This window comes from Atlanticothrix silvestris CENA357 (assembly GCF_016056295.1).
Taxonomy (GTDB): Bacteria; Cyanobacteriota; Cyanobacteriia; order Cyanobacteriales; family Nostocaceae; genus Atlanticothrix; species Atlanticothrix silvestris.
This window is the reverse complement of record NZ_JAECZB010000092.1, coordinates 206,928-229,104: the sequence shown is the minus strand read 5'-3', so window position 1 is coordinate 229,104 and position 22,177 is coordinate 206,928. Positions and strand designations below refer to the sequence as shown.

At 40.1% G+C, this 22,177-nt stretch carries 23 protein-coding genes and 1 tRNA gene; 17 read left to right on the top strand and 7 right to left on the bottom strand.

The window, feature by feature from the left end; translation table 11 throughout:
- Positions 1–18: 18 nt before the first annotated feature.
- From I8751_RS23295 to mgtE, 12 genes are all read left to right on the top strand, one after another.
- Positions 19–1,302, top strand: coding sequence for a glycosyltransferase (locus I8751_RS23295; RefSeq protein WP_214441461.1), 1,284 nt, complete (start codon positions 19–21; stop codon positions 1,300–1,302).
- A gap of 162 nt (positions 1,303–1,464) precedes the next feature.
- The gene (locus tag I8751_RS23290; RefSeq protein ID WP_214441460.1) at positions 1,465–2,535 is read left to right on the top strand and encodes a glycosyltransferase family 2 protein; all 1,071 of its coding nucleotides are present in this window, start codon (positions 1,465–1,467) and stop codon (positions 2,533–2,535) included.
- 126 nt (positions 2,536–2,661) lie between these two features.
- Positions 2,662–4,206, top strand: a complete 1,545-nt coding sequence (locus tag I8751_RS23285; protein ID WP_225894344.1) for a hypothetical protein — start codon at positions 2,662–2,664, stop codon at positions 4,204–4,206.
- 58 nt (positions 4,207–4,264) lie between these two features.
- Positions 4,265–5,110: an ABC transporter permease gene (locus tag I8751_RS23280; RefSeq protein ID WP_214441459.1), complete on the top strand. Its 846-nt coding sequence runs from the start codon at positions 4,265–4,267 to the stop codon at positions 5,108–5,110.
- Positions 5,111–5,112: 2 nt separating this feature from the next.
- Positions 5,113–6,390, top strand: a complete 1,278-nt coding sequence (locus I8751_RS23275; RefSeq protein WP_214441494.1) for an ABC transporter ATP-binding protein — start codon at positions 5,113–5,115, stop codon at positions 6,388–6,390.
- Positions 6,391–6,432: 42 nt separating this feature from the next.
- Positions 6,433–7,332 (top strand): glycosyltransferase family 2 protein, encoded by a 900-nt coding sequence (locus I8751_RS23270; RefSeq protein ID WP_214441458.1) that lies wholly within the window; start codon positions 6,433–6,435, stop codon positions 7,330–7,332.
- 123 nt (positions 7,333–7,455) lie between these two features.
- On the top strand, positions 7,456–8,448 hold the full coding sequence (locus I8751_RS23265) for a glycosyltransferase family 2 protein (RefSeq protein ID WP_214441457.1): 993 nt from the start codon (positions 7,456–7,458) through the stop codon (positions 8,446–8,448).
- Between the two features lie 172 nt (positions 8,449–8,620).
- On the top strand, positions 8,621–9,394 hold the full coding sequence (locus I8751_RS23260) for a TVP38/TMEM64 family protein (protein ID WP_214441456.1): 774 nt from the start codon (positions 8,621–8,623) through the stop codon (positions 9,392–9,394).
- Positions 9,395–9,447: 53 nt separating this feature from the next.
- Positions 9,448–10,995 (top strand): mercuric reductase, encoded by a 1,548-nt coding sequence (locus I8751_RS23255; RefSeq protein WP_214441455.1) that lies wholly within the window; start codon positions 9,448–9,450, stop codon positions 10,993–10,995.
- Between the two features lie 39 nt (positions 10,996–11,034).
- Positions 11,035–11,301: a ribbon-helix-helix domain-containing protein gene (locus I8751_RS23250; RefSeq protein WP_214441454.1), complete on the top strand. Its 267-nt coding sequence runs from the start codon at positions 11,035–11,037 to the stop codon at positions 11,299–11,301.
- Positions 11,298–11,603, top strand: a complete 306-nt coding sequence (locus tag I8751_RS23245; RefSeq protein WP_214441453.1) for a type II toxin-antitoxin system RelE/ParE family toxin — start codon at positions 11,298–11,300, stop codon at positions 11,601–11,603. Before I8751_RS23250 ends, I8751_RS23245 begins: the two co-directional genes overlap by 4 nt.
- Before the next feature lie 193 nt (positions 11,604–11,796).
- On the top strand, positions 11,797–13,197 hold the full coding sequence (gene mgtE, locus I8751_RS23240; RefSeq protein ID WP_214441452.1) for a magnesium transporter: 1,401 nt from the start codon (positions 11,797–11,799) through the stop codon (positions 13,195–13,197).
- A gap of 75 nt (positions 13,198–13,272) precedes the next feature.
- On the opposite strand, the gene I8751_RS23235 is transcribed toward mgtE, so the two are convergent.
- Together I8751_RS23235 and I8751_RS23230 are read right to left on the bottom strand one after the other, a co-directional pair.
- On the bottom strand, positions 13,273–13,530 hold the full coding sequence (locus I8751_RS23235; RefSeq protein WP_214441451.1) for a hypothetical protein: 258 nt from the start codon (positions 13,528–13,530) through the stop codon (positions 13,273–13,275).
- A gap of 164 nt (positions 13,531–13,694) precedes the next feature.
- Positions 13,695–14,558 (bottom strand): SDR family oxidoreductase, encoded by an 864-nt coding sequence (locus I8751_RS23230; RefSeq protein WP_214441450.1) that lies wholly within the window; start codon positions 14,556–14,558, stop codon positions 13,695–13,697.
- Positions 14,559–15,149: 591 nt separating this feature from the next.
- Here I8751_RS23230 and I8751_RS23225 point away from each other — a divergent pair.
- Entirely contained in the window at positions 15,150–15,827 is a 678-nt protein-coding gene (locus tag I8751_RS23225) for a class I SAM-dependent methyltransferase (RefSeq protein WP_214441449.1), read from the top strand.
- On the opposite strand, the gene trhO is transcribed toward I8751_RS23225, so the two are convergent.
- Positions 15,775–16,710 carry an oxygen-dependent tRNA uridine(34) hydroxylase TrhO gene (gene trhO / locus I8751_RS23220; protein WP_214441493.1) on the bottom strand — a complete coding sequence of 312 codons (936 nt, stop codon included), beginning with the start codon at positions 16,708–16,710 and terminating at the stop codon, positions 15,775–15,777. The two genes, I8751_RS23225 and trhO, sit on opposite strands and share 53 nt — an antisense overlap.
- Before the next feature lie 72 nt (positions 16,711–16,782).
- Here trhO and I8751_RS23215 point away from each other — a divergent pair.
- Positions 16,783–16,855 (top strand) — tRNA-Ala (locus I8751_RS23215).
- Here the strand turns inward: I8751_RS23215 and I8751_RS23210 are convergent.
- On the bottom strand, positions 16,846–17,493 hold the full coding sequence (locus I8751_RS23210; RefSeq protein ID WP_214441448.1) for a DUF938 domain-containing protein: 648 nt from the start codon (positions 17,491–17,493) through the stop codon (positions 16,846–16,848). The genes I8751_RS23215 and I8751_RS23210 overlap by 10 nt on opposite strands.
- Positions 17,494–17,686: 193 nt before the next feature.
- Here I8751_RS23210 and I8751_RS23205 point away from each other — a divergent pair, with 193 nt between their 5' ends.
- From I8751_RS23205 to I8751_RS23195, 3 genes are all read left to right on the top strand, one after another.
- Positions 17,687–19,102, top strand: a complete 1,416-nt coding sequence (locus I8751_RS23205; RefSeq protein WP_214441447.1) for a 1-acyl-sn-glycerol-3-phosphate acyltransferase — start codon at positions 17,687–17,689, stop codon at positions 19,100–19,102.
- On the top strand, positions 19,099–20,007 hold the full coding sequence (locus I8751_RS23200) for an Rpn family recombination-promoting nuclease/putative transposase (protein ID WP_214441446.1): 909 nt from the start codon (positions 19,099–19,101) through the stop codon (positions 20,005–20,007). Before I8751_RS23205 ends, I8751_RS23200 begins: the two co-directional genes overlap by 4 nt.
- A 91-nt stretch (positions 20,008–20,098) precedes the next feature.
- Positions 20,099–20,797, top strand: coding sequence for a Crp/Fnr family transcriptional regulator (locus I8751_RS23195; RefSeq protein WP_214441445.1), 699 nt, complete (start codon positions 20,099–20,101; stop codon positions 20,795–20,797).
- 19 nt (positions 20,798–20,816) lie between these two features.
- Here the strand turns inward: I8751_RS23195 and I8751_RS23190 are convergent, their stop codons facing one another.
- The 3 genes from I8751_RS23190 to I8751_RS23180 all read right to left on the bottom strand — a co-directional run bounded on the left by I8751_RS23190 (position 20,817) and on the right by I8751_RS23180 (position 22,123).
- The gene (locus I8751_RS23190) at positions 20,817–21,137 is read right to left on the bottom strand and encodes a hypothetical protein (RefSeq protein ID WP_214441444.1); all 321 of its coding nucleotides are present in this window, start codon (positions 21,135–21,137) and stop codon (positions 20,817–20,819) included.
- Between the two features lie 120 nt (positions 21,138–21,257).
- Positions 21,258–21,749 (bottom strand): hypothetical protein, encoded by a 492-nt coding sequence (locus I8751_RS23185; RefSeq protein ID WP_214441443.1) that lies wholly within the window; start codon positions 21,747–21,749, stop codon positions 21,258–21,260.
- 29 nt (positions 21,750–21,778) lie between these two features.
- Positions 21,779–22,123, bottom strand: coding sequence for a cupin domain-containing protein (locus tag I8751_RS23180; RefSeq protein WP_214441442.1), 345 nt, complete (start codon positions 22,121–22,123; stop codon positions 21,779–21,781).
- Positions 22,124–22,177 lie beyond the last annotated feature (54 nt).

Below are 22,177 nucleotides of genomic sequence, written 5' to 3'. Positions count from 1 at the left end.
AATTTTTAGGAAGTTACCATGAAAATTGCTTTTATAGTGGGATGTTTTCCAGTTTTATCAGAAACTTTTATTATTAATCAAATAACAGGACTCATAGACCGTGGGCATGAAGTTGATATTTACGGCAATCCACCAGATGATTCCTCTAAAGTTCATCCAGATGTAAACAGGTATCAGCTGTTAGCTCACACTCATTATCCACCAAAAATTTCTAAAAACTATTTGTGGCGTATCCTCAAAGGTATAGTATTAATAATTACAAATTTCCATAAATCCCCCTTGGTTATTCTGCAATCTCTGAATTTTTTCAAGTACGGTAAACAAGTATTTTCTTTACGCTTGCTGTACTCAGTGATGCGGCTATTAGAAGCTCAAACATACGATATTATCCATTGCCAGTTTGGAACATTTGCTTTGGAAGGAATGATTTTGCGCGACATTGGCGCGATCAAAGGAAAGTTAATTACAACATTTCGAGGTTACGATATCAGCTTGTTTGTTCAGCAGAATGGAGAACATGTTTATGACTCCCTATTTTCTAAAGGAGATTTTTTTCTAGCGAATTGTGAATATTTCCAGAAAAAGGCCATCAAACTAGGCTGTAATGCAAAAAAAATTGTCGTACATGGTTCGGGAATAGATAGTGCCCGGTTTCCATTCCAAGTAAGACATCCTCATCCAGATGGTAAAACCCGTATTACTACAACTGGTCGTCTCATCGAAAAAAAAGGCATAGAATACGGCATTCGTGCCGTTGCTAAAGTATCCAAGATTTACCCAAAAATCGAATATAACATCATTGGTGATGGATACCTACAGGAAAGTTTGCAACAGCTAATTCAGTCTCTTAATATTGCTGATAAAGTGCAGCTGCTTGGTTGGAAAAACCAGCCGGAAATTATTGAAATTTTAGATAAATCAGATATTTTTATGGCACCCAGCGTCACGGCTATAAGCGGAAACCAAGATGCCCCAGTTAATACTTTAAAAGAAGCAATGGTTATGGGTTTACCAGTTATAGCTACTATTCATGGTGGTATCCCTGAACTTGTTAAGGATGGCATATCTGGTTTTTTAGTTCCGGAGCGAGATAGCGATGCTATAGCTGAAAAATTAGTTTATCTCATAGAACATCCAGAAATTTGGCCATTAATGGGTCAAGCAGGTCGAGCTTATGTAGAATCCAACTATGATATTAACAAGCTAAACGATGAATTAGTGCAAATTTATCGCCGAGTCATGATGAATGATTTATATCAGCAAGAAGCAACAATAGCTCCAATAGAAAGTATGACATTATAAAATAAACCTTACAAATCAATTTGGAGTATGTAAATGAAAATGTAATGTTAACTTTTAGGTATCGATTAAGAAGTGAAAAATATAAAATTTCAGTCTTCATTCTTTAGTCTATTCACGCACAATTGCATCCACAGAAATTATAACAAGGAGATTGATTGAGATATGAACTCATCAGCGATCGCAGCCCCAGAAGTAACAATTATCGTCTCCCCACGGGAGCGCTTCAGTTACACTCGTGAATCCTTAGAAAGTATTTATGAGCATACCAAGTATCCTTTTAAATTAATATACATGGATGGAGGCTCTCCACGTCACATCAGGGATTATTTAATAGAGCAAGCAGAGCAAAAGCAATTTCAACTGATTCGTACTGATTACTACCTTTCTCCAAACCGCGCTAGAAACATTGGTCTGGGTCAGGTTAAAAGCAAATATGTTGTTTTTATTGATAACGACGTGGTAGTGACTCCTAACTGGCTCAAGCCTTTAGTAGAGTGCGCGGAAGAAACAGGAGCAACTATAGTTAGCCCCCTCGTTTGTCAGGGTACACCGCTACATGAAGAAGTGCATTGTGCAGGTGGAGAATCTGGGGTTTTATTGGAAACTAAAGGCGAAACCACAAGACGGCGGATAATCGAAAAAATTTATAAACAGGGTCGGAAAGTAGCAGATGTACGTCCTCAACTGCAACGGCAAAAAACTGGGCTAGCTGAATTTCACTGCATGATAGTACGTACAGAAATATTTCAGCAAATTGGTCTATTAGATGAAGGACTGCTGAACACAAAAGAACACGTCGATTTATGCATTCGAGTGGCTGAAGTTGGTGGTACTGTCTACCTTGAACCCGAATCCTTGATGACTTATGTGCCAGGAAAGCAACTTGAGTTGACAGACATGCATTATTACATGTTGCGTTGGAGCGATGCCTGGGAACTAGCAAGCCTCAAGCGGTTGCGTGAAAAGTGGAACCTCACAGAAGATGAGTACTTCAAAAATAAGTACAAACGTTTGGGATGGCGGCGACAACTGACAATTGTCACTCCTCTTACCCGTAAACTGCCTATGGGCAAGTTTGGCTCGCGGGTAACTGGAAAAGTTTTAATTTTCATAGATAAGGTGGTAAACCGTTTTGTAACTGCTCGCTATGCTCAAAAATACTTACCAAGCATCCAAAACCAAGATTCACCACAGCTAGCGAAATCTGCAATTACAGCATCATCACGTAGTTGATGATATGCTAACCCACGAAAAATAATAGTTTACCTTTGCTACGACTTTTATTAAAAGTTGTAGCAAAGGTAAAATTTACTTCCATAAACAACAACTCCTTGAATAAGCCAAGAAGACAAATTTTTCATGAGCGTGATCAACAGTGAAAGTTGGGCAAAGGATGAAAAATTTCAGCCTGCTCAAGACTCTAAATTTAGGATACGGCCTCATCGTCGACAGTTCGTCGTTGGGTCAAAACCCTTTCGCGCCTATGATGATTGGCAGTCTCATCAACTTGATGCGTCAACGTGGGTTTCCTACTGTGCTGATCTCCGCGCTGCTTGGACGAGTGACGCTGATGGCATCCAGTGGATGCTTTTGGGACTCGCTGTAGAGACCCTTGAATCTCAAGCAGACCCCATGATAGAAATTGCACGTACGGCAAGCGCTGACGTACCAAATCTTTATGCTAGCTGGGCAGGCCGCTGGGTGTTAGTTGGTTGTAGTGAGATACACATGGACGCTACTGGGCTTCTAGGTTGCTTTTACGGCATAACATCTGAGAAACAAACCTGGGTATCAAGCAGTTCAGTTTTACTTGCTCAAATACTTTCGCCCAATGCTTCGCCTGTAGTGTTTCCTGAGGTATTACGCTATACTGTTGGGATATCGTGGTTTCCACCACCTTATTCCAGATTTGTGGGAGTCTATCGTCTTTTACCAAGCCAAGTTATTGAACTCAAAGAAGGCAGTATCCGATCGCGAGCGATAATACCGCCTATTGATCCTTCCCTTGGCTATGACAAAACTGTAGAGCTTCTCAATAACAGTTTGGTTACAGCACTGAAGCGTCTCCCCATAGGGAAAGGCAAATTGTGGGTAGGATTATCAGCGGGTATAGACTCGCGACTCGTGTTTGCTTTAGCCCACTGTGCTGGCATCGATATCATACCCTTTACCCGTCTTAGTGCTAGAATGCCGATTGCTGATCGTTTGCTACCACCCAAACTGGCACAAGAACTGGGGTATAACCACATCTTTTTGCAAGGACATAAGAGTAATTCCGACGACCGCAAGCGTCTCGTAGCCGAACATACAGGAGGTCATGTATCTATAGGTGATGCTGAACCCTTTATGCAAAGTGTACGGGATTCCCTGGAAGGAATTTCTGTTGGCGGTTGGTGCTTTGAAGTTGGTAAAGCATTTTGGCGTAATGAATTACCTGATACTCTAGATGATTTAGGAATTTGCGCTCAACAAATTGCCCAACTACTGAGAGAGCCATTGAATTCAATAATGATGGTAAGGATGGGTGATTGGCTGGAATGGGTTAAAAAAAATCCCCAGGAAAACTTGGATTGGCGGGATCAGTTTTTTATTGAGCAACGTTTAGCAGGCTGGCAAAGTTCCAAAGAACAGTTGTATGACCTTACTAAAACCGAGAGAATTCCTATCATCAATGCTGCTCGTAATTATGCACTGATGTTTGGTCTAGAAGAGTCTTGTCGTGTTGATTCCCTCCATCAAGTTGATCTGATTTCTAGAGCCGTCCCAGAGTTGGGTAAGTATCCCTACAACCCGCCTAATCATTATTTTGGTACTCTGGTTGCAATTAAGGCGATCGCAATCAAGTTTTTCAAAAATCCATTGTCTTTTTACAAAAAAGTTGTAAATAAGCTGCAACGGAAATGATCGTAAGCTTGGTTAAAAAAGATGAACAATTTCTTTTAAAGCAAAACGAGGATTTAAAATGCCGCCTGAGGTAGTTTATACACCTGAAAGTATGCTTAGGCATCCTAAGCAATTGTTCCGGCAAATGTGGCGAGACTTGCTAGCTTCTCGCGAACTTGCTTGGCGACTGATGGTAAGGGATATCAGCGCCCAGTATCGCCAATCTTTTTTAGGAATAGCCTGGGCTTTTTTACCACCCATGATTATGGCTGCTGGTTTTACCCTTGCCAATGAAGCCAAGGTGATTAACGTTGGTGCAACAGATTTGCCTTATCCGGCTTATGTCATGTTCAGCACAGCATTGTGGCAAACATTTGTAGAAGCTTTAAATGGCCCAGTGCAAGCCGTAACAGTGGCAAAACCCATGTTAGCCAGAGTTAACTTCCCACGAGAGGCACTAATTTTAGCAAAAGTGGGCGAAGTGTTTTTTAACTTCGCTGTCAAGCTAATTTTAATAGTGGCATTGTTTATCTGGTTTCGTATTCCCATCACTTGGACAGTGATTTTAACTCCAGTACCGTTAATTAATTTAGTTTTGTTAGGAACTTTTCTTGGTGTTTTATTAGCTCCGCTGGGGGTATTGTATCAAGATATATCTAAAGGATTAACTCTGATTACAGGTTTTTGGTTATTCTTGACTCCTGTGGTTTATCCAGTTCCCAGAAATGGAATCTTTGGCTTTTTAGTACAAATGAATCCTGTTACTCCTCTACTAGTAACAGTACGAGATTTAGCTACAACAGGAGTGGTATCAGAGCCTAATAGTTTCTGGATAGTAAGTGTTATTACTTTAGTAGGGTTATTATTAACCTGGATTGCATTTCGTCTTGCTATGCCTTTTGTGGTTGAGAGAGTTAGTTCTTAATGATGACTAAATTGATAGATCAAAAAATTTCTGTTCAGCCTAAAGATACTGAAGTGCTTGTTTCAGTCGATAACGTTTCTAAAAAATTTTGTAGAGACCTAAAGAGTTCTTTATTCTATGGTGTCCAAGACATTGCCACAGAGTTAGTAGGAAGTAATAGAAAAAGTGATACTTTGCGTCCAAAGGAGTTTTGGGCACTTAAAGATGTTAGTTTCCAATTGCGGCGTGGAGAAGCTATAGGGTTAGTAGGGTCAAACGGTGCTGGTAAAAGTACCTTACTACGTATCATTAGTGGCTTAATTAAACCTGACACTGGCTCTGTAAAAGTTAAGGGTAAGCTAGCTCCATTAATTGCCCTAGGAGCAGGGTTTAATCCCATCTTGACAGGGCGAGAAAATATATACGCAAATATGTCAATTTTGGGTCTACCCACCAAGGAGATAAAAAAAAGATTTCAAGATGTAATAGATTTTTCTGGAATTGGAGATGCGATTGATGCACCAGTACAAACTTATAGCTCTGGGATGGCAGCTAGACTGGGATTTGCTTGTGCAGTGTATATAGAACCAGATGTTTTACTAATTGATGAAGTATTGGCTGTAGGCGATATAAAATTCAAAATGAAGTGTCATAAGAAGTTGGCTCAACTTCGAGAGAATGGCACGGCTTTTGTATTGGTTTCTCATAATGCTCATAGCATCCTCAATGTATGTAAATCCTCAATTTATTTATCAAAAGGTCAATTAATTACTTATGGTGAAACCGAATCAGTAATTCGGAAATATGAAGAAGACCTTTGTCTAAGTGGCACAGAAAGCGCTTTAGGAAAAATGGTCTTGCCCGAAAAGTCTGAAGCCGAAAGTATGGGTTTAGACATTACTTCTGTATTTTTTAGAGATGAGCAAGGAAATTCCCTAGAAGCACTACTTTCAGGCGAACCTGCTTCTTTATGCGTCGAATGCAAAGCTTATAAAAAAATTGATCAAGCTAATTTAGGTGTTTTAATAACAGCTTTATCAGGGGAAAATGATCGAGTTTTGTATCTAACTACTGCTAGTGATAATGAAGAACTAACAGTATTACCCGGTAAATCCGAAATTCAAATGTATATGCCGTACTGTTCTTTAATACCTGGTGTATATAGCGCCAGAATTTACGTCCGTAGGGGTGTACAGTCGTTTGATATCATTGAATCTTTTAGATTTACTGTCAAAACAAATAAGACTGTAAGTAGGTGTTTATTCTATCAGCCACGTATATGGAAAGTTATTAGTAACTGATTATTTGGTACTTTATAACCTCGATAAACAAAGGTTTTGAAGATGAGCAAACCTCTACTCAGCATTATTATTCCCACCCACAACCGACCTCATCTAGTAACTTACGCTGTCAAAAGTGCCCTCGACCAAACTATGGATGATTTGGAAGTCATAGTTGTTGACGACGCTTCAATAGAGCCGATAGATTTACCAAGTCATCCCCGACTAAGGACGATTCGTCTATTAGAGTCTCATGGTGGTGCAGGAACTCGTAATGTCGGACTTGAAGCAGCCCTCGGTCGATGGGTGACATTCCTTGATGATGACGACCGACTTCTTCCCCAGATGGCGGCAGTGTCGCTAGAGGCGCTATCTCAGACAACGCTACCAGCACCAGTGGCAGTAATATCAGGTTTGGAAAAAGTCAACTCCCAAGGTCAAGTCCTGGATACGCGTATACCTCCACCGGAGCGTCTGCGTGGCGCTCACTTTTCTTTAGAAGAACTGGAACCAGGCAAATCTTACAGCACTAAACAAACCCTGGTCGTAGAACGTGAAGTGCTTAACAAAATTGGTGGGTGGGATAACTCATTTCGCTCTCGCGTCCACTCCGAACTCTTTTTAAGACTCAACCTGGTCTGTTCGATTATCGGTCTACCCATTGTTACTTACCAACTCTACAGTCACGATGGAGAAAGAGTTTCACGCAATCCAATACTTCGTCAAGAGAGCTTTTTACACCTTGTGCGTAAGCATGAGTCACTTTTCAAAGCGCATCCAAAAATGTTCGCGCAGTTCGTCTACGACCACGCTTCCATCTCTTACGAAATTGGTCAAAAACGTGCAGCTTTCTTCAATTTATGCTGGGCAATGCAAATAGATCCATTGCGTATATTTCCCCGCATCACTTCTAGGTTTTATCGGTCAGGATTGAAAAAGTTATCAGGTGCATACAAGATATAAGCGCTTTGTTTGTCAATTTTAGTTGCTGTACAAATTAAGTTTATAATTTGCCAGTAAATCTAACTTTCATACAGGCGTTAATGTACAGCTCTTGTTTATATCCTATTTAGGATTCCTGAATATATGCTTAAGCTAGTTTCAATAATTATACCCTGTTTTAATGCAGAAAAATGGTTAGCACAAGCAATTGATAGTTGCTTGAAACAGACTTATTCCAATATCGAAATAATTGTAATTGATGATGGTTCTACAGACAATTCTTTAGAAATTATCAAGAGTTACGGCAATCAAGTTATCTGGCAAAGCTTACTTCATAAAGGAGGAAATTTTGCCAGAAATAGAGGCTTAGATTTATCAAAAGGAGAGTATATCCAGTATTTGGATGCAGATGATTATATCTTACCAGAAAAAATAGAGCGACAAGTCCATTTTTTAGAAGCAACAGGTGCAGATGTTGTTTATGGTGACTGGAGACATCAGCGTCATTTACCTGACGGTTCAAGTTTCTTGGATAAGATAGAAATTTCTGAGATGCAATCAGATATATTAGCTTCTCTACTAGCAAATTGGTGGGTTGCGCTTGCTGCTTTACTTTATAAAAGAACCGCAGTAGAAAATAGTAATGGATGGGATGAAACCTTATCTGCGGCACAAGATAGGGATTTTCTTTTGTCAGTAGTAATGAACAATAACAAGGTTGTATACCAATCTGGCTGTTATGCAATCTATAGAAGATATGGTTCTGTAACAGTTTCAACATCATCTAAAAGCCGTTGGTTAAAAAGTCATTATTTAGTATTAGAGAAGGTAGAAAGGCAACTACTGCAAAATAATCAACTTTCAATGCAGTATCGCCATGCTTTAGCTAAATCATATTTTGAACTTGCAAGGGAGTCTTTATCTATTGACTATTCACAATATGTCAGCTTTTTAGAAGAGACTTTAGCTTTGTTTCCAGATTTTAAAGCCAATAGTAAAAGACCAGTATATAAAATTGTCCAAGATCTTTTAGGTTTTCGACAAACTGAAAGAATCGCCTGTCAAATATTACTGATGAAGCAATTTATCTATTCAAATTGGATTCATTCAAGAGGGCAACTTAGTATTACATCTTAATATAGTTATTCATAGGCTATAAAATCACCTAGTAACTAATATTTGCTGCTATTTTGCTCCATTCAGTTAGAATAGGCGATCGCTGGCTCGAATTCCCCATCTATCAGCAACTTCAAAGAGATGTTAGGATGCGAACAATTAAATTTTCTAATTGATATCATCCTTGCAAGTCATGAAAAAGCAACTCGCTATATATCAATTTAACACCACAAATTTGTGGAGTTTTTTGAAACCGGGTGTATTAATATTACTAATATTGAGTATACCTTTGTTGCTGTACACAGATCCTGCATGGGCACAAGAATCTGTAAACACCAGTGCTTTTAATCCCCAAATGCTTTTACGGAACGCTTTGCAGCGAATTGATAGCCTGGGTACGGCTGGAGCTTTAGCCTTTATTGGTCTTTACATTATTGCTACCGTCGCTTTTTTACCAGGCTCAATTCTGACTTTGGGTGCTGGTGTTGTTTTTGGTGTAGTTTTGGGTTCTGTTTACGTCTTTATTGGTGCAACTCTAGGAGCTACTGCTGCTTTTCTTGTAGGACGTTATTTAGCTAGGGGTTGGGTTGCTAATAAAATTGCAAGTAATACAAAATTTGCTGCGATTGACCAAGCAGTTGGTAAGGAAGGATTAAAAATTGTTTTATTAACGCGACTTTCCCCAATATTTCCTTTCAATTTATTAAATTACGCCTTTGGCATCACGGGAGTTTCACTCAAAGACTACTTTATCGGCTCTGTAGGAATGATTCCTGGAACTATAATGTACGTCTATATTGGTTCACTGGCTGGTAATCTGGCCATGATTGGTACTGAAGCTCAACCAAGTAACCCCACTGTGCAATGGACAATTCGGATTGTAGGTTTAATTGCAACGATCGCAGTTACAGTTTATGTAACCCGTATTGCTCGGAAAGCTTTGGAAGATGAAGTAATTAAAAACTAAGTACCTAATCAGCTAACTGTGGTAATTTCAATTCTCCCAAGAGGTATAGTCGGATGTCCAATTTAGAATCAGAGCGAGTCATAGTGCGCCCAGTAGATGAATATAATCAAAAACTGGTTTCTTATGTTCATCCGCCCAATTGGGTGAATCCCCAACCTGCTGATTGTTACGACTTGGTGGTAATTGGTGCTGGGACGGCAGGATTAGTAGTAGCTGCGGGTGCAGCGGGACTGGACTTAGGCTTAAAAATAGCTTTGATTGAAAAGCATCTCATGGGTGGGGATTGCTTAAATGTTGGTTGTGTACCATCTAAAACTATCATTCGCTCTGCTCGTGTTGTTGGTGAAATCGAGGATGCCAAAAATTTGGGAATTAATATTACCCAACAAATTGATGTTGATTTTCCCGCAGTAATGGCGCGGATGCGGCGAGTCAGAGCTGGTATTAGCCATCATGACTCCGCTGAACGCTTTCAATCCCTGGGAGTAGATGTATTTTTAGGTAGCGGTCGGTTTGCTAGTCAAAATACTGTAGAAGTTGACGGCAAAATCCTCAAGTTTAAAAAAGCAGTAGTTGCTACGGGAGCCAGAGCCGCCCGGCTTTCAATTCCAGGAATCGAAGAGGCCGGATATCTGACCAACGAAACAGTATTTTCCCTCATCCAACGACCGGAACGACTCGCGGTAATTGGTGGCGGCCCTATTGGTTGCGAATTGGCTCAAGCTTTCCGGCGGTTGGGTTGTGAGGTGGTACTTTTCCATAACGGTTCTCATCTCCTGAATAAAGAAGATGCTGATGCTGCTGAAATTGTCCAAAATGTCTTGGTTCGTGAAGGAATACGCTTGGTACTAAATTGCCGCCTGGAAGAGGTAGCAACTGTCACCGAGGGTAAGCGACTTTACTTTTGCGTGAATGGTCATCGAGATTCTGTCACCGTAGATGAGATTTTAGTGGGTGCGGGACGTGCGCCAAATGTGCAAGGGCTAAATTTAGAAGCAGTAGGAGTAGAGTACGACCAGCGCCAAGGTGTGAAGGTGAACGATTACCTGCAAACCACGAATCCCAAAATTTATGCTGCTGGTGATATCTGCATGAATTGGAAGTTTACTCATGCAGCCGATGCAGCGGCGCGAATTGTGATTAAGAATACACTGTTTTCTCCTTTTGGTTTGGGACGCTCTCAATTAAGTAGTTTAGTGATGCCTTGGGTAACATATACTGACCCAGAAATTGCCCATGTCGGAATGTACGAACACCAAGCCCAGAAAATGGGCATTGATGTAACCACAATTAAAATTCCTTTTAGTAGTGTAGATCGAGCGATCGCTGATGGTGAAGAGTCAGGATTTGTCAAAATTCACCATAAAAAGGGATCTGATGAAATTATCGGTGCAACTATAGTCGCTAGTCATGCAGGTGAGATGATTTCAGAAGTGACTACAGCAATTGTCAATAAAATCGGTTTGAGTAAATTAAGCAGTGTAATTCATCCTTATCCAACTCAAGCTGAAGCAATTAAAAAGGCGGCAGATGCTTATCGTCGTACACTACTGACACCACGAACCAAAAAGTTGTTAGGATTTTTAACAAAGCTTTCTTAATGAAAAGGTAAAATAGCAAATCCACAATCGATCAAAATTATGAACATTCAACTCCAGCCCGAAGATGAGCAATTTATTCAAACACAAATTGCCAAAGGTAAATATGAAAATCCAGAAGAAGTTATTAGTAAAGCATTGAAACTGTTAGACAAGTGGGAAAAAGGTTATCAAAATTGGGTTGAAGAAACCCGTCATCAAGTGGAAGTCGCTGCCCAGTCACTAGATAGAGGCGAAGGTATTGATGGAGAAGTTGTAGTTGAGCGACTGCGGGAGAAACTGCGTCAAGCCAAAGAAAATCAATTGTGAAACAACATATTATCTCCCCAGAAGCAAATCAGGATTTAGAAGCAATTATTGATTATTTTACTACTCATAATATTGACGCTGGAGAGCGTTTTGTTGATGAATTTAATAAAAAATGTAGATATCTTGCTAATTTCCCTAATATGGGGCGTAGTTATACAGATATTAAAGATTATTTGCGGGGTGTACCCTTGGATGGTTATATCATTCTTTACCGAGTTGCAGATAGCGGAATCGAAGTTTTACGTGTAGTTAGCGGTTATAGAGATTTAGAGTCTTTGTTTACAGAGTCGGGTGACGATTAAGCAGAGATTGTCTACCCAAATCGTTCTGAGTAACATCACGTGATCTTGACGGGTTGAAGAAGAGACAAAAAAAGGCGAAGACTAGAATTACTAAGAAAAAGTCAGGAAAATTACAAGTTTGATGTTTCACATTCCCACTTTCCCCTAGACTAATGGCAGCAAACTTGTTCAAACTGGCTAAGGAAAGTGGACTTTGACTGAGACAAACAATTTAAACTCTATCCTCCAGAATGTCACCCGTAGAGAATTGCGGGATTTGGTGCGGACTCAGCTGCAAATGCTGCTTGAGGTGGGTGACTTGCAGGGAGCAAAAGCTATTCTTGTACCTGTGCAGCCTGCGGATATTGCCGAGGCCATAGAAGGATTACCAGAAGCAATGCACGCTTTGGCGTTTCGCTTGCTTTCTAAAGCTGAGGCCATTGAGGTTTATGAATATCTTGATTACAGCGTTCAAGAACATTTAATTGAAGAACTCAGAAGTCAAGATGTTCGAGACATTGTAGATAAAATGTCTCCAGATGACCGAGCTAGGTTATTTGACGAATTACCGGCAAAAGTTGTCAATCGTTTGTTAGAGCAGCTGAGTCCAGGAGAGCGCGAAGCTACAGCCCAGCTTTTGGGCTATGAAGCTGATACTGCTGGGCGAATCATGACACCAGAGGTAATCTCTTTAAAGGAAAACTTTACAGTTGGTGTTGCTTTAGAACGGATTCGCACCCTAGCTAATGCTAGCGAGATGATTTATTACCTTTACGTCACTGATAGTGCTAGACACTTGACTGGGATGTTATCACTACGAGATTTGGTGACATCTCAGCCAGATGAACCGATTGGTGATATTATGACCCGCGATGTAGTGTTTGTGCATACAGATACAGATCAAGAAGAAGTTGCTAGATTAATCCAAAGATATGACTTTTTGGCTGTACCTGTTGTAGATCGAGAACACCGTCTAGTGGGTATTGTCACCGTTGATGATGTGATTGATATTTTGCAACAAGAAACTACTGAAGATATTTACGCTCTCGGTGGTGGTGTGCAATCTGATGGCGATAACTATTTTCAGATGAATTTATTAGAAGTTGCCCGCAAGCGCGTTGTTTGGTTATTTGTTTTACTGATTACTAATACAATTACTGGAACAATTATTAAGTCACAAGAGGATATCTTAGCCAAAGTGGTAACACTGACAGCATTTATTCCTTTGCTGACAGGTACAGGCGGTAATGTGGGCGCTCAGTCTTCTACCGTGGTAATTCGCGGGATGAACACCGATGAAATTCGATCGCTTGGTGCATTGCAGGTGGTGGGGCGCGAAGCGATCGCTGGTGCTTTGTTAGGAGTAATGTTAGGCACAATTGCCACTGTCTGGGCTTTCTTCTTGCAAGGGCGAATAGAAGTGGCGATCGCTGTAGGTGTTAGTTTGGTTGCTATTTCTGTTTTAGCTTCTATATCTGGTTCAGCACTACCGTTTTTGTTTCGCTTCCTACGTTTAGACCCAGCTTTAATGTCAGCACCATTCATTACTACAGCAGTTGACGTACTTGGCGTTTTAATTTACTTCAACTTGGCGCGGGTAATTTTAAAGTTATGAGTTATAAGTTGTGAGTGGTGAGTTGTGAGTTCAATATTTTTTAATTTAAAATTCCTCACTCCTCACTTCTCATTTTTACAATTCCGAAGCAGTATCGGGAGCAACTATTTCACCAGTCCCCAATTCTAATAACATATCTTGGTAAGTAATCAATTCACTAAGTTCTTTAACTTGTAAATTCATCTCCTCACAAGCTTGCCGTAATTCTTGTGCAAACTTATTAAGATCATCACCATAGCCACATTGATAAGCAGCAGTTTCAATTCCCTGCTTGGCATTTGCTCTAGCACAATCCACTAGTTCTGTGCCATGCAATGGTTTTGCAGATGCCATAATTAGTAATTATTTGTTAGATGTTCGTCGCTAGCTAGACTATCAATTGTTCGGTATTGACGCATCCCTCTCATGGATGAATAAAAAGATAGAGTGAGAAATTAAAAGTAAAAATTCCTCACTTCTAATTTCCAACTCCTACATTCCTAACTATTAACTTTTAATCAGCCGTTGACCACTTCTCCACCATTGGGATGTAAAACTTGACCAGACATATAAGAAGCATCATCAGAAGCTAAAAATACATAACTAGGCGCAACTTCTTCTGGTTGTCCGGCTCGTTTCATCGGTACTTGTTGACCGAAAGTTTCCACTTTTTCTTCAGGAAAAGTTGAAGGAATTAAAGGTGTCCAAATTGGCCCTGGCGCTACAGCATTTACCCGAATCCCCTTGCTTACCAAATTTTGTGACAAGGAGCGAGTAAAAGCTACGATCGCACCTTTTGTAGCAGAATAATCAAGTAATTGTTGATTACCTTTATAAGCTGTAACTGATGTGGTATTTACGATGGCACTGCCTTCTTGCAAGTGTTTCAATGCCGCTTTAGTCATAAAAAACATAGAGAAAATATTAGTACTGAACGTGCGTTCTAATTGTTCTTTACTAATATCTTCAATACTTTTTTGAGGATGCTGTTCGGCAGCATTATTAATCAGAATATCTAGTTTACCAAATTCATCTACAGTTTGTTGTACAGCTTGTTGACAAAAAGCTTCTTCGGTAATGTCACCTGCTATAGCTAACGCCCGACGACCTTGTTTTTCTACTAAATTTTTTGTTTCTTTAGCATCGTCATGTTCGTTAAGGTATACAATCGCTACGTTTGCACCTTCTTTAGCATAAGCGATCGCCACAGCCCGACCAATACCACTATCTCCACCCGTAATTAATGCTACTTTATCTTGCAACTTGCCACTACCACGATATTGGGCATCATCTGCTTTCGGCTTTGGATTCATTTCTGATTCCACACCTGGTGGCTTTTGTTGCTGTGGTGGCTGTAATGTTTCTTTGTCTGATGCTGGCATAAAATTTTTCCTGAAAATTCGCTAAAAACTTGAAAATTAAGATGGATCAAAGCAAAAATCTTGATTTTTAATTTTGCTTTTTCCCCAAAAATAAACCTTGGATCGATAATTCAACCCAAGGTTGGCTTGTTACTTTAGTTTTTACTTGCTATTGCCGCAAGTTTAGGCATTTTTTACCCCGGATATTAGCCAAACATACAGTTGTTCGCAACTGATTTTGACTTATATTGTTTCTCCCCACACTTGACACACGCTCTTAATCTGACCACGAAAAACAAGTACACAACTCTCTTTTTTTGATGTAAGGACTTCTCCTGTTCATCTGCTTTCAAGTTAACTATGTTAACTTACTAGTTTAATCACTCTGGGGATGGAAACAAATTACAAATTTTCTCAGTCTTAAGGAATAAAATTAATTAATAATATTTCTAACTTATTGCAGTAGTTCAATTATTATTAAATACTAGGATTCCAAAGGAAAATCTTCATTTAAATATATTCCTTTACCTTTATTGTTAATATACCGTTACCTCGTGTCTATAGTTCTGAGCAGATATGCCAAAATTATCATTTACCTAAGTTACATATTCAATGACAACTCATACATCGAGTATTGAACCGCAACTGTATAATTATTTACTGTCTGTTTATTTGCGCGAACTAGATATTTTAAGGCAATTGAGGCAAGAAACAGCCAATCATCCAATGGGGAGGATGCAGATTGCTCCTGAACAGGGACAATTTATGGCATTACTAGTGCAATTAATGAGGGCAAAAAAAACCTTAGAAGTAGGTGTATTTACAGGCTACAGTTCCTTGATAGTAGCATTGGCATTACCAACTGACGGCAAAGTAGTAGCCTGTGATGTTAGTGAAGAGTTTACAGCGATCGCCCGTCGTTATTGGCAGCAAGCAGGGGTAGCAAATAAAATTGACCTGCACATTGCCCCAGCAATGGAAACATTAGATAATTTACTGACAGCAGGAGAAGCAAACAGTTTTGATTTTGCCTTCATCGATGCAGATAAAAGCAACTACGATAGTTATTATGAGCGCTCGCTGCGACTAGTACGTCCGGGAGGATTAATTGCGATCGATAATGTCCTGTGGTCAGGTAGAGTTGCAGATCCCCAGGTACAAGACAATCGCACCACCAAGATTCGCGCCTTCAATGAAAAACTGCATCAAGACCAGCGAATTAGTCTGAGTTTGGTACCTATTGCTGATGGTTTGACTCTGGCTTGGAAACGTCCTGAATCCGCTGATTAGCTAACTGCATTTGTCGCCATTTTTCTTGCTGACGCGCTCTTTTTTCTTCTGTAAGACTATCAAAACAGTAGGTACAAGAAATACCTTCCTCATACTTAGGAGATATTTTATCTTCCTCAGAAATGGGACGGCCACAACAAAAACACAACTCATAACTTCCTTGTGTCAATCCATGACCGACGGCGACTCGCTCATCAAAAACAAAACATTCACCTTGCCATAAACTTTCTGCGGCTGGTACTGATTCTAAATACTTGAGAATGCCACCTTTGAGATGATAAACTTCTGCAAAGCCTTGAGCAAGCATAAAAGATGAGGCTTTTTCACAGCGAATGCCGCCAGTACAAAACAAAGCAACTTTTTTGTGTTGATTTGGGTCGAGGTGTTTGCTGACATATTCAGGGAACTCTCGAAATGATTCAGTTTGAGGATTTTGTGCCTTTTTAAAAGTACCGATACTCACCTCATAATCATTGCGAGTATCAATCACAGTTACTTCTGGATCAGAAATTAAATCATTCCATTCTTTGGGATTGACATAAATCCCAACTTGCTGATTTGGGTCAACTTTAGGCAAACCTAGGGTGACAATTTCGGACTTTAAACGCACCTTCATCCGTTCAAATGGTGGCGTGTGAGTGTATGATTCTTTGTGTTCTAGGTCTGCCAAGCGAGGGTCAGAACGCAGAAAGTCAAGAACAGAGTTAATTGCCTGTCGCGAGCCTGCAATTGTACCGTTAATGCCTTCTGCTGCTAGCAAAATTGTCCCCTTGACACCTTGTTCTAGGCAGTAAGATAGCAAATCATCTTGCTTTTGGGCAAAATCTGGCAGTTTCACAAATTTATATAGTGCTGCGACAACTTGAGTATTTTCTGACATGATTCTTTTGGTGATCGCACAATATTCAGTTACAATAACGAAGGCAGCTAAAAATACGCGCCTTTTTCATTTTATGGGGGTTTAGCTCAGTTGGTAGAGCGCCTGCTTTGCAAGCAGGATGTCAGCGGTTCGAGTCCGCTAATCTCCACTTGTAGAACGTTGAAAAATTACAGAAAGATTATTTGCAGGCATTTGATGAGTTGCTTGCAAAACTAGGTTTTGAGCATTAGCTGCGGCCACAACATCTTCTAAGTTACGCACACCCCACTCTGGATTTTGTATTTGTAAAGACTGGTCAAAAGCTGCATTGCTTGGTGCGGTATGTTCTTGGTTTTTTTTGAACGGCCCATACAAATAAAGAATGCCACCTGGTGGGAGAATCCGACCAGCACCCGCCATTAGTCCCAAACAAGCTGACCAAGGCGAAATGTGAATCATATTGATGTTGACTATGGCAACAATTGGCGACTCTGGTAAATTTTCACTTTTTTCCACTGGCCAGACTGGCATACTAGCATCAAGTTCCAGCGGTGGATACAAATTATCACAGGGAAATTGTTCAGCCCAGGCTACAATACTAGCTCGTAATTGGGGATTTTGGTCAGAAGGTAGCCATTTACGAGGGCTAAGACGTGGAGCAAAAAATATTGCGTGTTCGCCAGTCCCACTTGCTATTTCTAAAATAGTGCCACTCGCAGGTAGTACTTGTAAAAGCACCTCTATAATGGGTTCACGATTGCGCTGTGTTGCTGGTGCATATTGTCGTGCGTCTTGTGGTGTCTTCATATAGCAGGGAACAGGGAATAGAGAACAGGGAACAGGGAAAATTGTATGGGGTGGCGCAGGTATTCCCTTGATTAATTGAATCTAGCAACTAGCCTCTACTTATCTACGCTAACTTTTAAAAATGTCAGAATTAATGGGGCGATCGCAACCGTGGTCAATTTTAACCTTTTAGCAAAATAATCTGGAGAACAACTTGCCTAGATCGATTCAATCTACTCAACCGCCACTAAAATTTATTCCCCAACGATTTAACCCGTTTGTACTCCAGATTGTTCGGTGGTTGCTACCTTTCGTCCTGAGATTTCGGACTCGACCTTGGCTACCCACTGGTATTGTTCATATTGAAAGCAAAAATGCTGAGATATTAGCCAAACTCTATCAACAATTTCAGGCTGGGAAAATTCGCTTTTTGATTGCGTTTCGTCATCCAGAGGTGGAAGATCCTCTTTGTATGCTGTATCTACTCTCCCGGATTGTACCACGAGTAGCTCGTCAGCAAGGCATACTGCTGCAACACCCAGTTCACAGCTATTTTCTCTATGACCGAGGTATGACTGTATGGGCTGGTAACTGGTTGGGTTGGTTGTTTTCTCGCGTTGGTGGTGTGCCGATTCGTCGTGGTAGACGATTAGATAGGCAAGCTATTCAAACAGCACGGGAGTTATTTGCTAATGGGAAATTACCAATCGCAGTTGCACCGGAAGGCGGTAACAATGGTCACAGTGGCATTGTTAGCCCTTTAGAGCCTGGTGTTGCCCAAATGGGGTTTTGGTGTGTTGAAGACTTACAAAAAGCCAACCGTTCTGAGACTGTTTTCATTGTGCCAGTCGGCATCCAGTACCGCTACGTTGAAAAACCTTGGTCAAAAATAGATTGGCTGTTGAGCAAATTAGAAGCTGATAGCGGTTTGCCAGTCAATGAAATCGATCCGTCTGCAAGTCTCAATCAACAAGAAATTTACTATCAACGCATTTATCGCCTTGGTGAATATCTAATTACCGAGATGGAAGAATTTTATCGCCGCTTTTATCATCAAGACATCCCAAAAACCATCTCAACTGAAGAATTTGCCAGTCCAAATGAGATACTGATTGCGAGACTGCACCGCTTAATGGATAAAGCTTTAAAAGTTGCTGAAGAATATTTCGGAATCCAGCCACAGGGAAATTTTATTGATCGCTGTCGCCGTTTGGAAGAAGCAGGTTGGAATTATATTTATCGGGAAGACATACCAGATATCAATGCTTTACCACCTTTCAAACGTGGATTGGCAGACTGGATTGCTGAAGAAGCAGACTTGCGAATGCGACACATGCGCTTAGTAGAAAGTTTCGTAGCAGTCAATTCCACACATATTCAAGAACAGCCTACTGCTGAAAAATTTGCCGAAACAACCCTGTTGATGTTCGATATGCTTTCTCGAATTCAGGATACAACATTTCCGGGACGACCCCGTTTAGGTTGGAAAGAAGCGCAGATTACAGTTGGCGAGCCAATTTCAGTTACTGAACGCTGGGAAAATCTTCAAGGCGATCGCCATGCAATCAGACAGGCGGTAAGTGATTTAACAAAAGATTTGCAAGTTGCGTTAGAGAAGTTGCTAGAATGATTGACCACGACCGTTTATTTAAAGAATTAATTTCAACGTTTTTTGTCGAATTTTTAGATTTATTTCTGCCACAAATTGCCAAAGATATCGATAGAGATGAAATTCAGTTTTTACCCCAGGAAGTATTTAATGATGTCACCTCTGGGGAAAAGAAAGAAATTGATTTGCTGGCACAGGTACTTTATCAGCAGCAGGAAACTTATTTTTTAATTCACATTGAAAATCAATCTTATAGTCAGTCAGAATTTGCCAAGCGGATGTTTAAATATTTTTCTAGGCTGTATGAAAAATATGATTTACCAATTTATCCTGTGGTAATTTTCTCTTTTGATGAACCAAAACGTCTCGAACCGAGAAATCATCGCGTTACCTTTCCAGATTTAAATGTGCTTGATTTTAATTTTGCTGCAATTCAATTAAATCAGCTCAGTTGGCGGAATTATTTAACACAGTCAAATCCTGTAGCGGCGGCTTTGATGTCTAAGATGAATATTCCTAAGGAGGAACGTCCGCAGGTGAAGGCAGAATGTTTGCGGTTGTTGACAACCTTAAAACTAGACCCAGCGAGGATGCAATTAATTTCGGGATTTGTAGATGTGTATTTAAATTTGAATATGACAGAAGAGGAAGTGTTTAAAGCCACTGTCGATAGAATGGGATTAACCAACGAGGAAGTATATATGGAAATTGTTACAAGTTGGAAACGAGAAGGTCTTCGAGAAGGTCGTCAGGAAGAACGACGGGCTAGTATTACTAAATTTCTTCAGTTGCGGTTTGGGGAAATAGATGCTCAATTGGAGGCAATTATTCCCCAATTAATGGAGTTATCTACTGATGAATACATGAGTTTGATTTATCAAGCTAGCCGTGAGGACTTATTATCGCGGTTTCACGGTGAATCTTAAATAGTACACTCTTTTGGTGTAGAGACACGACATGTCGCGTCTTATATGTATCGTAATTAACATGAAATGATATTACTATATCAGGTTAATTATGCAGGCATCTCTGGAACAACTCTCAAAAATTACCGTGTTTGCAGGTTTAGAACCCGCAGACAAAATAAGTATGCAAACTCACACCCAGGTGCAACGCTACAGTAAAGGAGAGATTGTTCTACATGAAGGCGATCGCCTACCAGCAAAGTTATATGCTGTAGTCAGTGGCTCAATTCAAGTTACCAAAACAGCAAGTACAGGTAAAGAAACTATTTTGCGTGGACTATCTGCTGGGGAAATTTTTGCTGCACCTGCGCTACTAGGTGACGGTATTTCACCTGCAACTGTGACCGCTGAATCTGATTGTGAAATTCTCACTGTTCAGCGTGATGCTTTATTAAAAGCCATCCAAAATAATCCTGAGATTGCTTTACAGATGCTAATGGTTTTTAATACTCGGATTCAGCAATTACATGAAACAGTTCATGGGTTAGTTTCGCAAAGAGCAATTGTTCGTCTTGCCAGATTCATTCAATACTTTGCTACCGAATCTGGAACGGAATCAAGCCCACAAGGTGAGTGTTTAAAACTCAACTTATCTTACTATCGCATGGCTCGGAGTATTGGCATTACTTACGAAGAATGTGTGCGTTTAATTAAAAATCTCAAGTCTATAGTTGCTTATAGTCGAGGCGGTAAAATTACCATACTTGATACTGAAAAATTAGATGCGATCGCATCGGGAGAAATAGATTAAATTTTATAGCAGGATACAGCTACCAACTAATCACACCACAAACAACAATGTTATCTGAGAAAATTTTCTGGTTGTTAAATTCTTGTATTAAACTATCAGGTAGAGTTCTAACCATCTCTACCATAACCGCTACCAATTCATTCTCAGAAAATTGTTGCGGTAATTTTTCTTTTAGTTCCTCAGACCGAATGCAATTCAAGAAACCATGAATCAAAATAGGCACACTACCAATAGGAGTAGTGTAAATTAACGCTTCATTCTCAGCTAGAGGCATTTGACGGAAATGGTGAAAGTCACCCCAACCTAAATACCGACATTCCAGGCTGTTACTAATAGTCATAACTATTCACCTTAAAATCAGTTTATTTTTGATGCTCCGGAACATCAAAAATAACTGGTATTTTACTTCAGCGAAAAGTTCTGCGGGAGGGTTTCCCTTCGCAGGAAACTTTTCAAGACATCAAGCTGCTAAGTTTAATCTATCTTGTTGACGAGCCGCAACAACCAAAACTAAACAAAGTGCTGCAACGGCTTTTTGCCATTCTTGCCTTATTTGCTTGTCTTCAACATCTGCAAACACTCCTACCAAGCGAGGAATAGAAGCTTCTAAAGCAGGACGAGGAACTGGACAGTGTAACTCAACCAAACGAGTTAGACTTTCTTGACTATTCACAAAACCAACCACCCATTTTGTTGTATGGTCTGGACTATTAGGAACCCGCTTGACTCCTAACTCATTTTTCAGCCAGTTGTAAAAAGGCGGTAGTTCCTTAGCCAAAACTGCTCCCGCTGTAGTTAATGTTGTCTTGAGCAAATTAGTATCTAAACTATCTAATTGTTGTTGCAATTCAGGTGAGTTGATAAACTCAGTTAGCGGCATTGAGAAGATAGCTTTTAATTGAGTCGGAGAAAGATCTAAGTGTTGGGTAAAAGTCGAAACTAATGATTGCATTTTGCCAAACTCCAAAAATGATGATTGATTTATTTCTCTATTGCTTTTTCGGAAAGTGTGAGGATAAAAGCTAAATTTTCTTCAGCCTTCAAATAATGGGGAGCATTAGCAGGCATAAAGACAAAAACACCAGGATTGAGATTGATGTCTTTGCCTGATAAAGTTAATAAACCTCTACCTTCAAGAACGTTAATAGTAGCGTTACGAGTAGAAGTATGCTCGGAAATCTCAGTGTTAGCTGCCAGACAAAAGAGAGTATATTGACAAGCTTGATCTTTAATCATGACTTTGCTGAGAACTCCAGCGTGGGGATATTCAATCTGTTCTTGTAGTTGAATTACAAGAGATGGGTTAGTTATTATTGGAGTAGCCATATTTTTCTAAAAAGGTAAAGTTTTTACGAAATAGATGATGTTAACCAATTCGTA

Coding starts and splice junctions, on each gene's coding strand:
- I8751_RS23295 (WP_214441461.1), top strand. CDS start 19: ATGAAAATTGCTTTTATAGTGGGATGTTTTCCAGTTTTATCAGAAACT.
- I8751_RS23290 (WP_214441460.1), top strand. CDS start 1,465: ATGAACTCATCAGCGATCGCAGCCCCAGAAGTAACAATTATCGTCTCC.
- I8751_RS23285 (WP_225894344.1), top strand. CDS start 2,662: ATGAGCGTGATCAACAGTGAAAGTTGGGCAAAGGATGAAAAATTTCAG.
- I8751_RS23280 (WP_214441459.1), top strand. CDS start 4,265: ATGCCGCCTGAGGTAGTTTATACACCTGAAAGTATGCTTAGGCATCCT.
- I8751_RS23275 (WP_214441494.1), top strand. CDS start 5,113: ATGACTAAATTGATAGATCAAAAAATTTCTGTTCAGCCTAAAGATACT.
- I8751_RS23270 (WP_214441458.1), top strand. CDS start 6,433: ATGAGCAAACCTCTACTCAGCATTATTATTCCCACCCACAACCGACCT.
- I8751_RS23265 (WP_214441457.1), top strand. CDS start 7,456: ATGCTTAAGCTAGTTTCAATAATTATACCCTGTTTTAATGCAGAAAAA.
- I8751_RS23260 (WP_214441456.1), top strand. CDS start 8,621: ATGAAAAAGCAACTCGCTATATATCAATTTAACACCACAAATTTGTGG.
- I8751_RS23255 (WP_214441455.1), top strand. CDS start 9,448: ATGTCCAATTTAGAATCAGAGCGAGTCATAGTGCGCCCAGTAGATGAA.
- I8751_RS23250 (WP_214441454.1), top strand. CDS start 11,035: ATGAACATTCAACTCCAGCCCGAAGATGAGCAATTTATTCAAACACAA.
- I8751_RS23235 (WP_214441451.1), bottom strand. CDS start 13,530: ATGGCATCTGCAAAACCATTGCATGGCACAGAACTAGTGGATTGTGCT.
- I8751_RS23230 (WP_214441450.1), bottom strand. CDS start 14,558: ATGCCAGCATCAGACAAAGAAACATTACAGCCACCACAGCAACAAAAG.
- I8751_RS23225 (WP_214441449.1), top strand. CDS start 15,150: ATGACAACTCATACATCGAGTATTGAACCGCAACTGTATAATTATTTA.
- I8751_RS23210 (WP_214441448.1), bottom strand. CDS start 17,493: ATGAAGACACCACAAGACGCACGACAATATGCACCAGCAACACAGCGC.
- I8751_RS23200 (WP_214441446.1), top strand. CDS start 19,099: ATGATTGACCACGACCGTTTATTTAAAGAATTAATTTCAACGTTTTTT.
- I8751_RS23195 (WP_214441445.1), top strand. CDS start 20,099: ATGCAGGCATCTCTGGAACAACTCTCAAAAATTACCGTGTTTGCAGGT.
- I8751_RS23190 (WP_214441444.1), bottom strand. CDS start 21,137: ATGACTATTAGTAACAGCCTGGAATGTCGGTATTTAGGTTGGGGTGAC.
- I8751_RS23185 (WP_214441443.1), bottom strand. CDS start 21,749: ATGCAATCATTAGTTTCGACTTTTACCCAACACTTAGATCTTTCTCCG.
- I8751_RS23180 (WP_214441442.1), bottom strand. CDS start 22,123: ATGGCTACTCCAATAATAACTAACCCATCTCTTGTAATTCAACTACAA.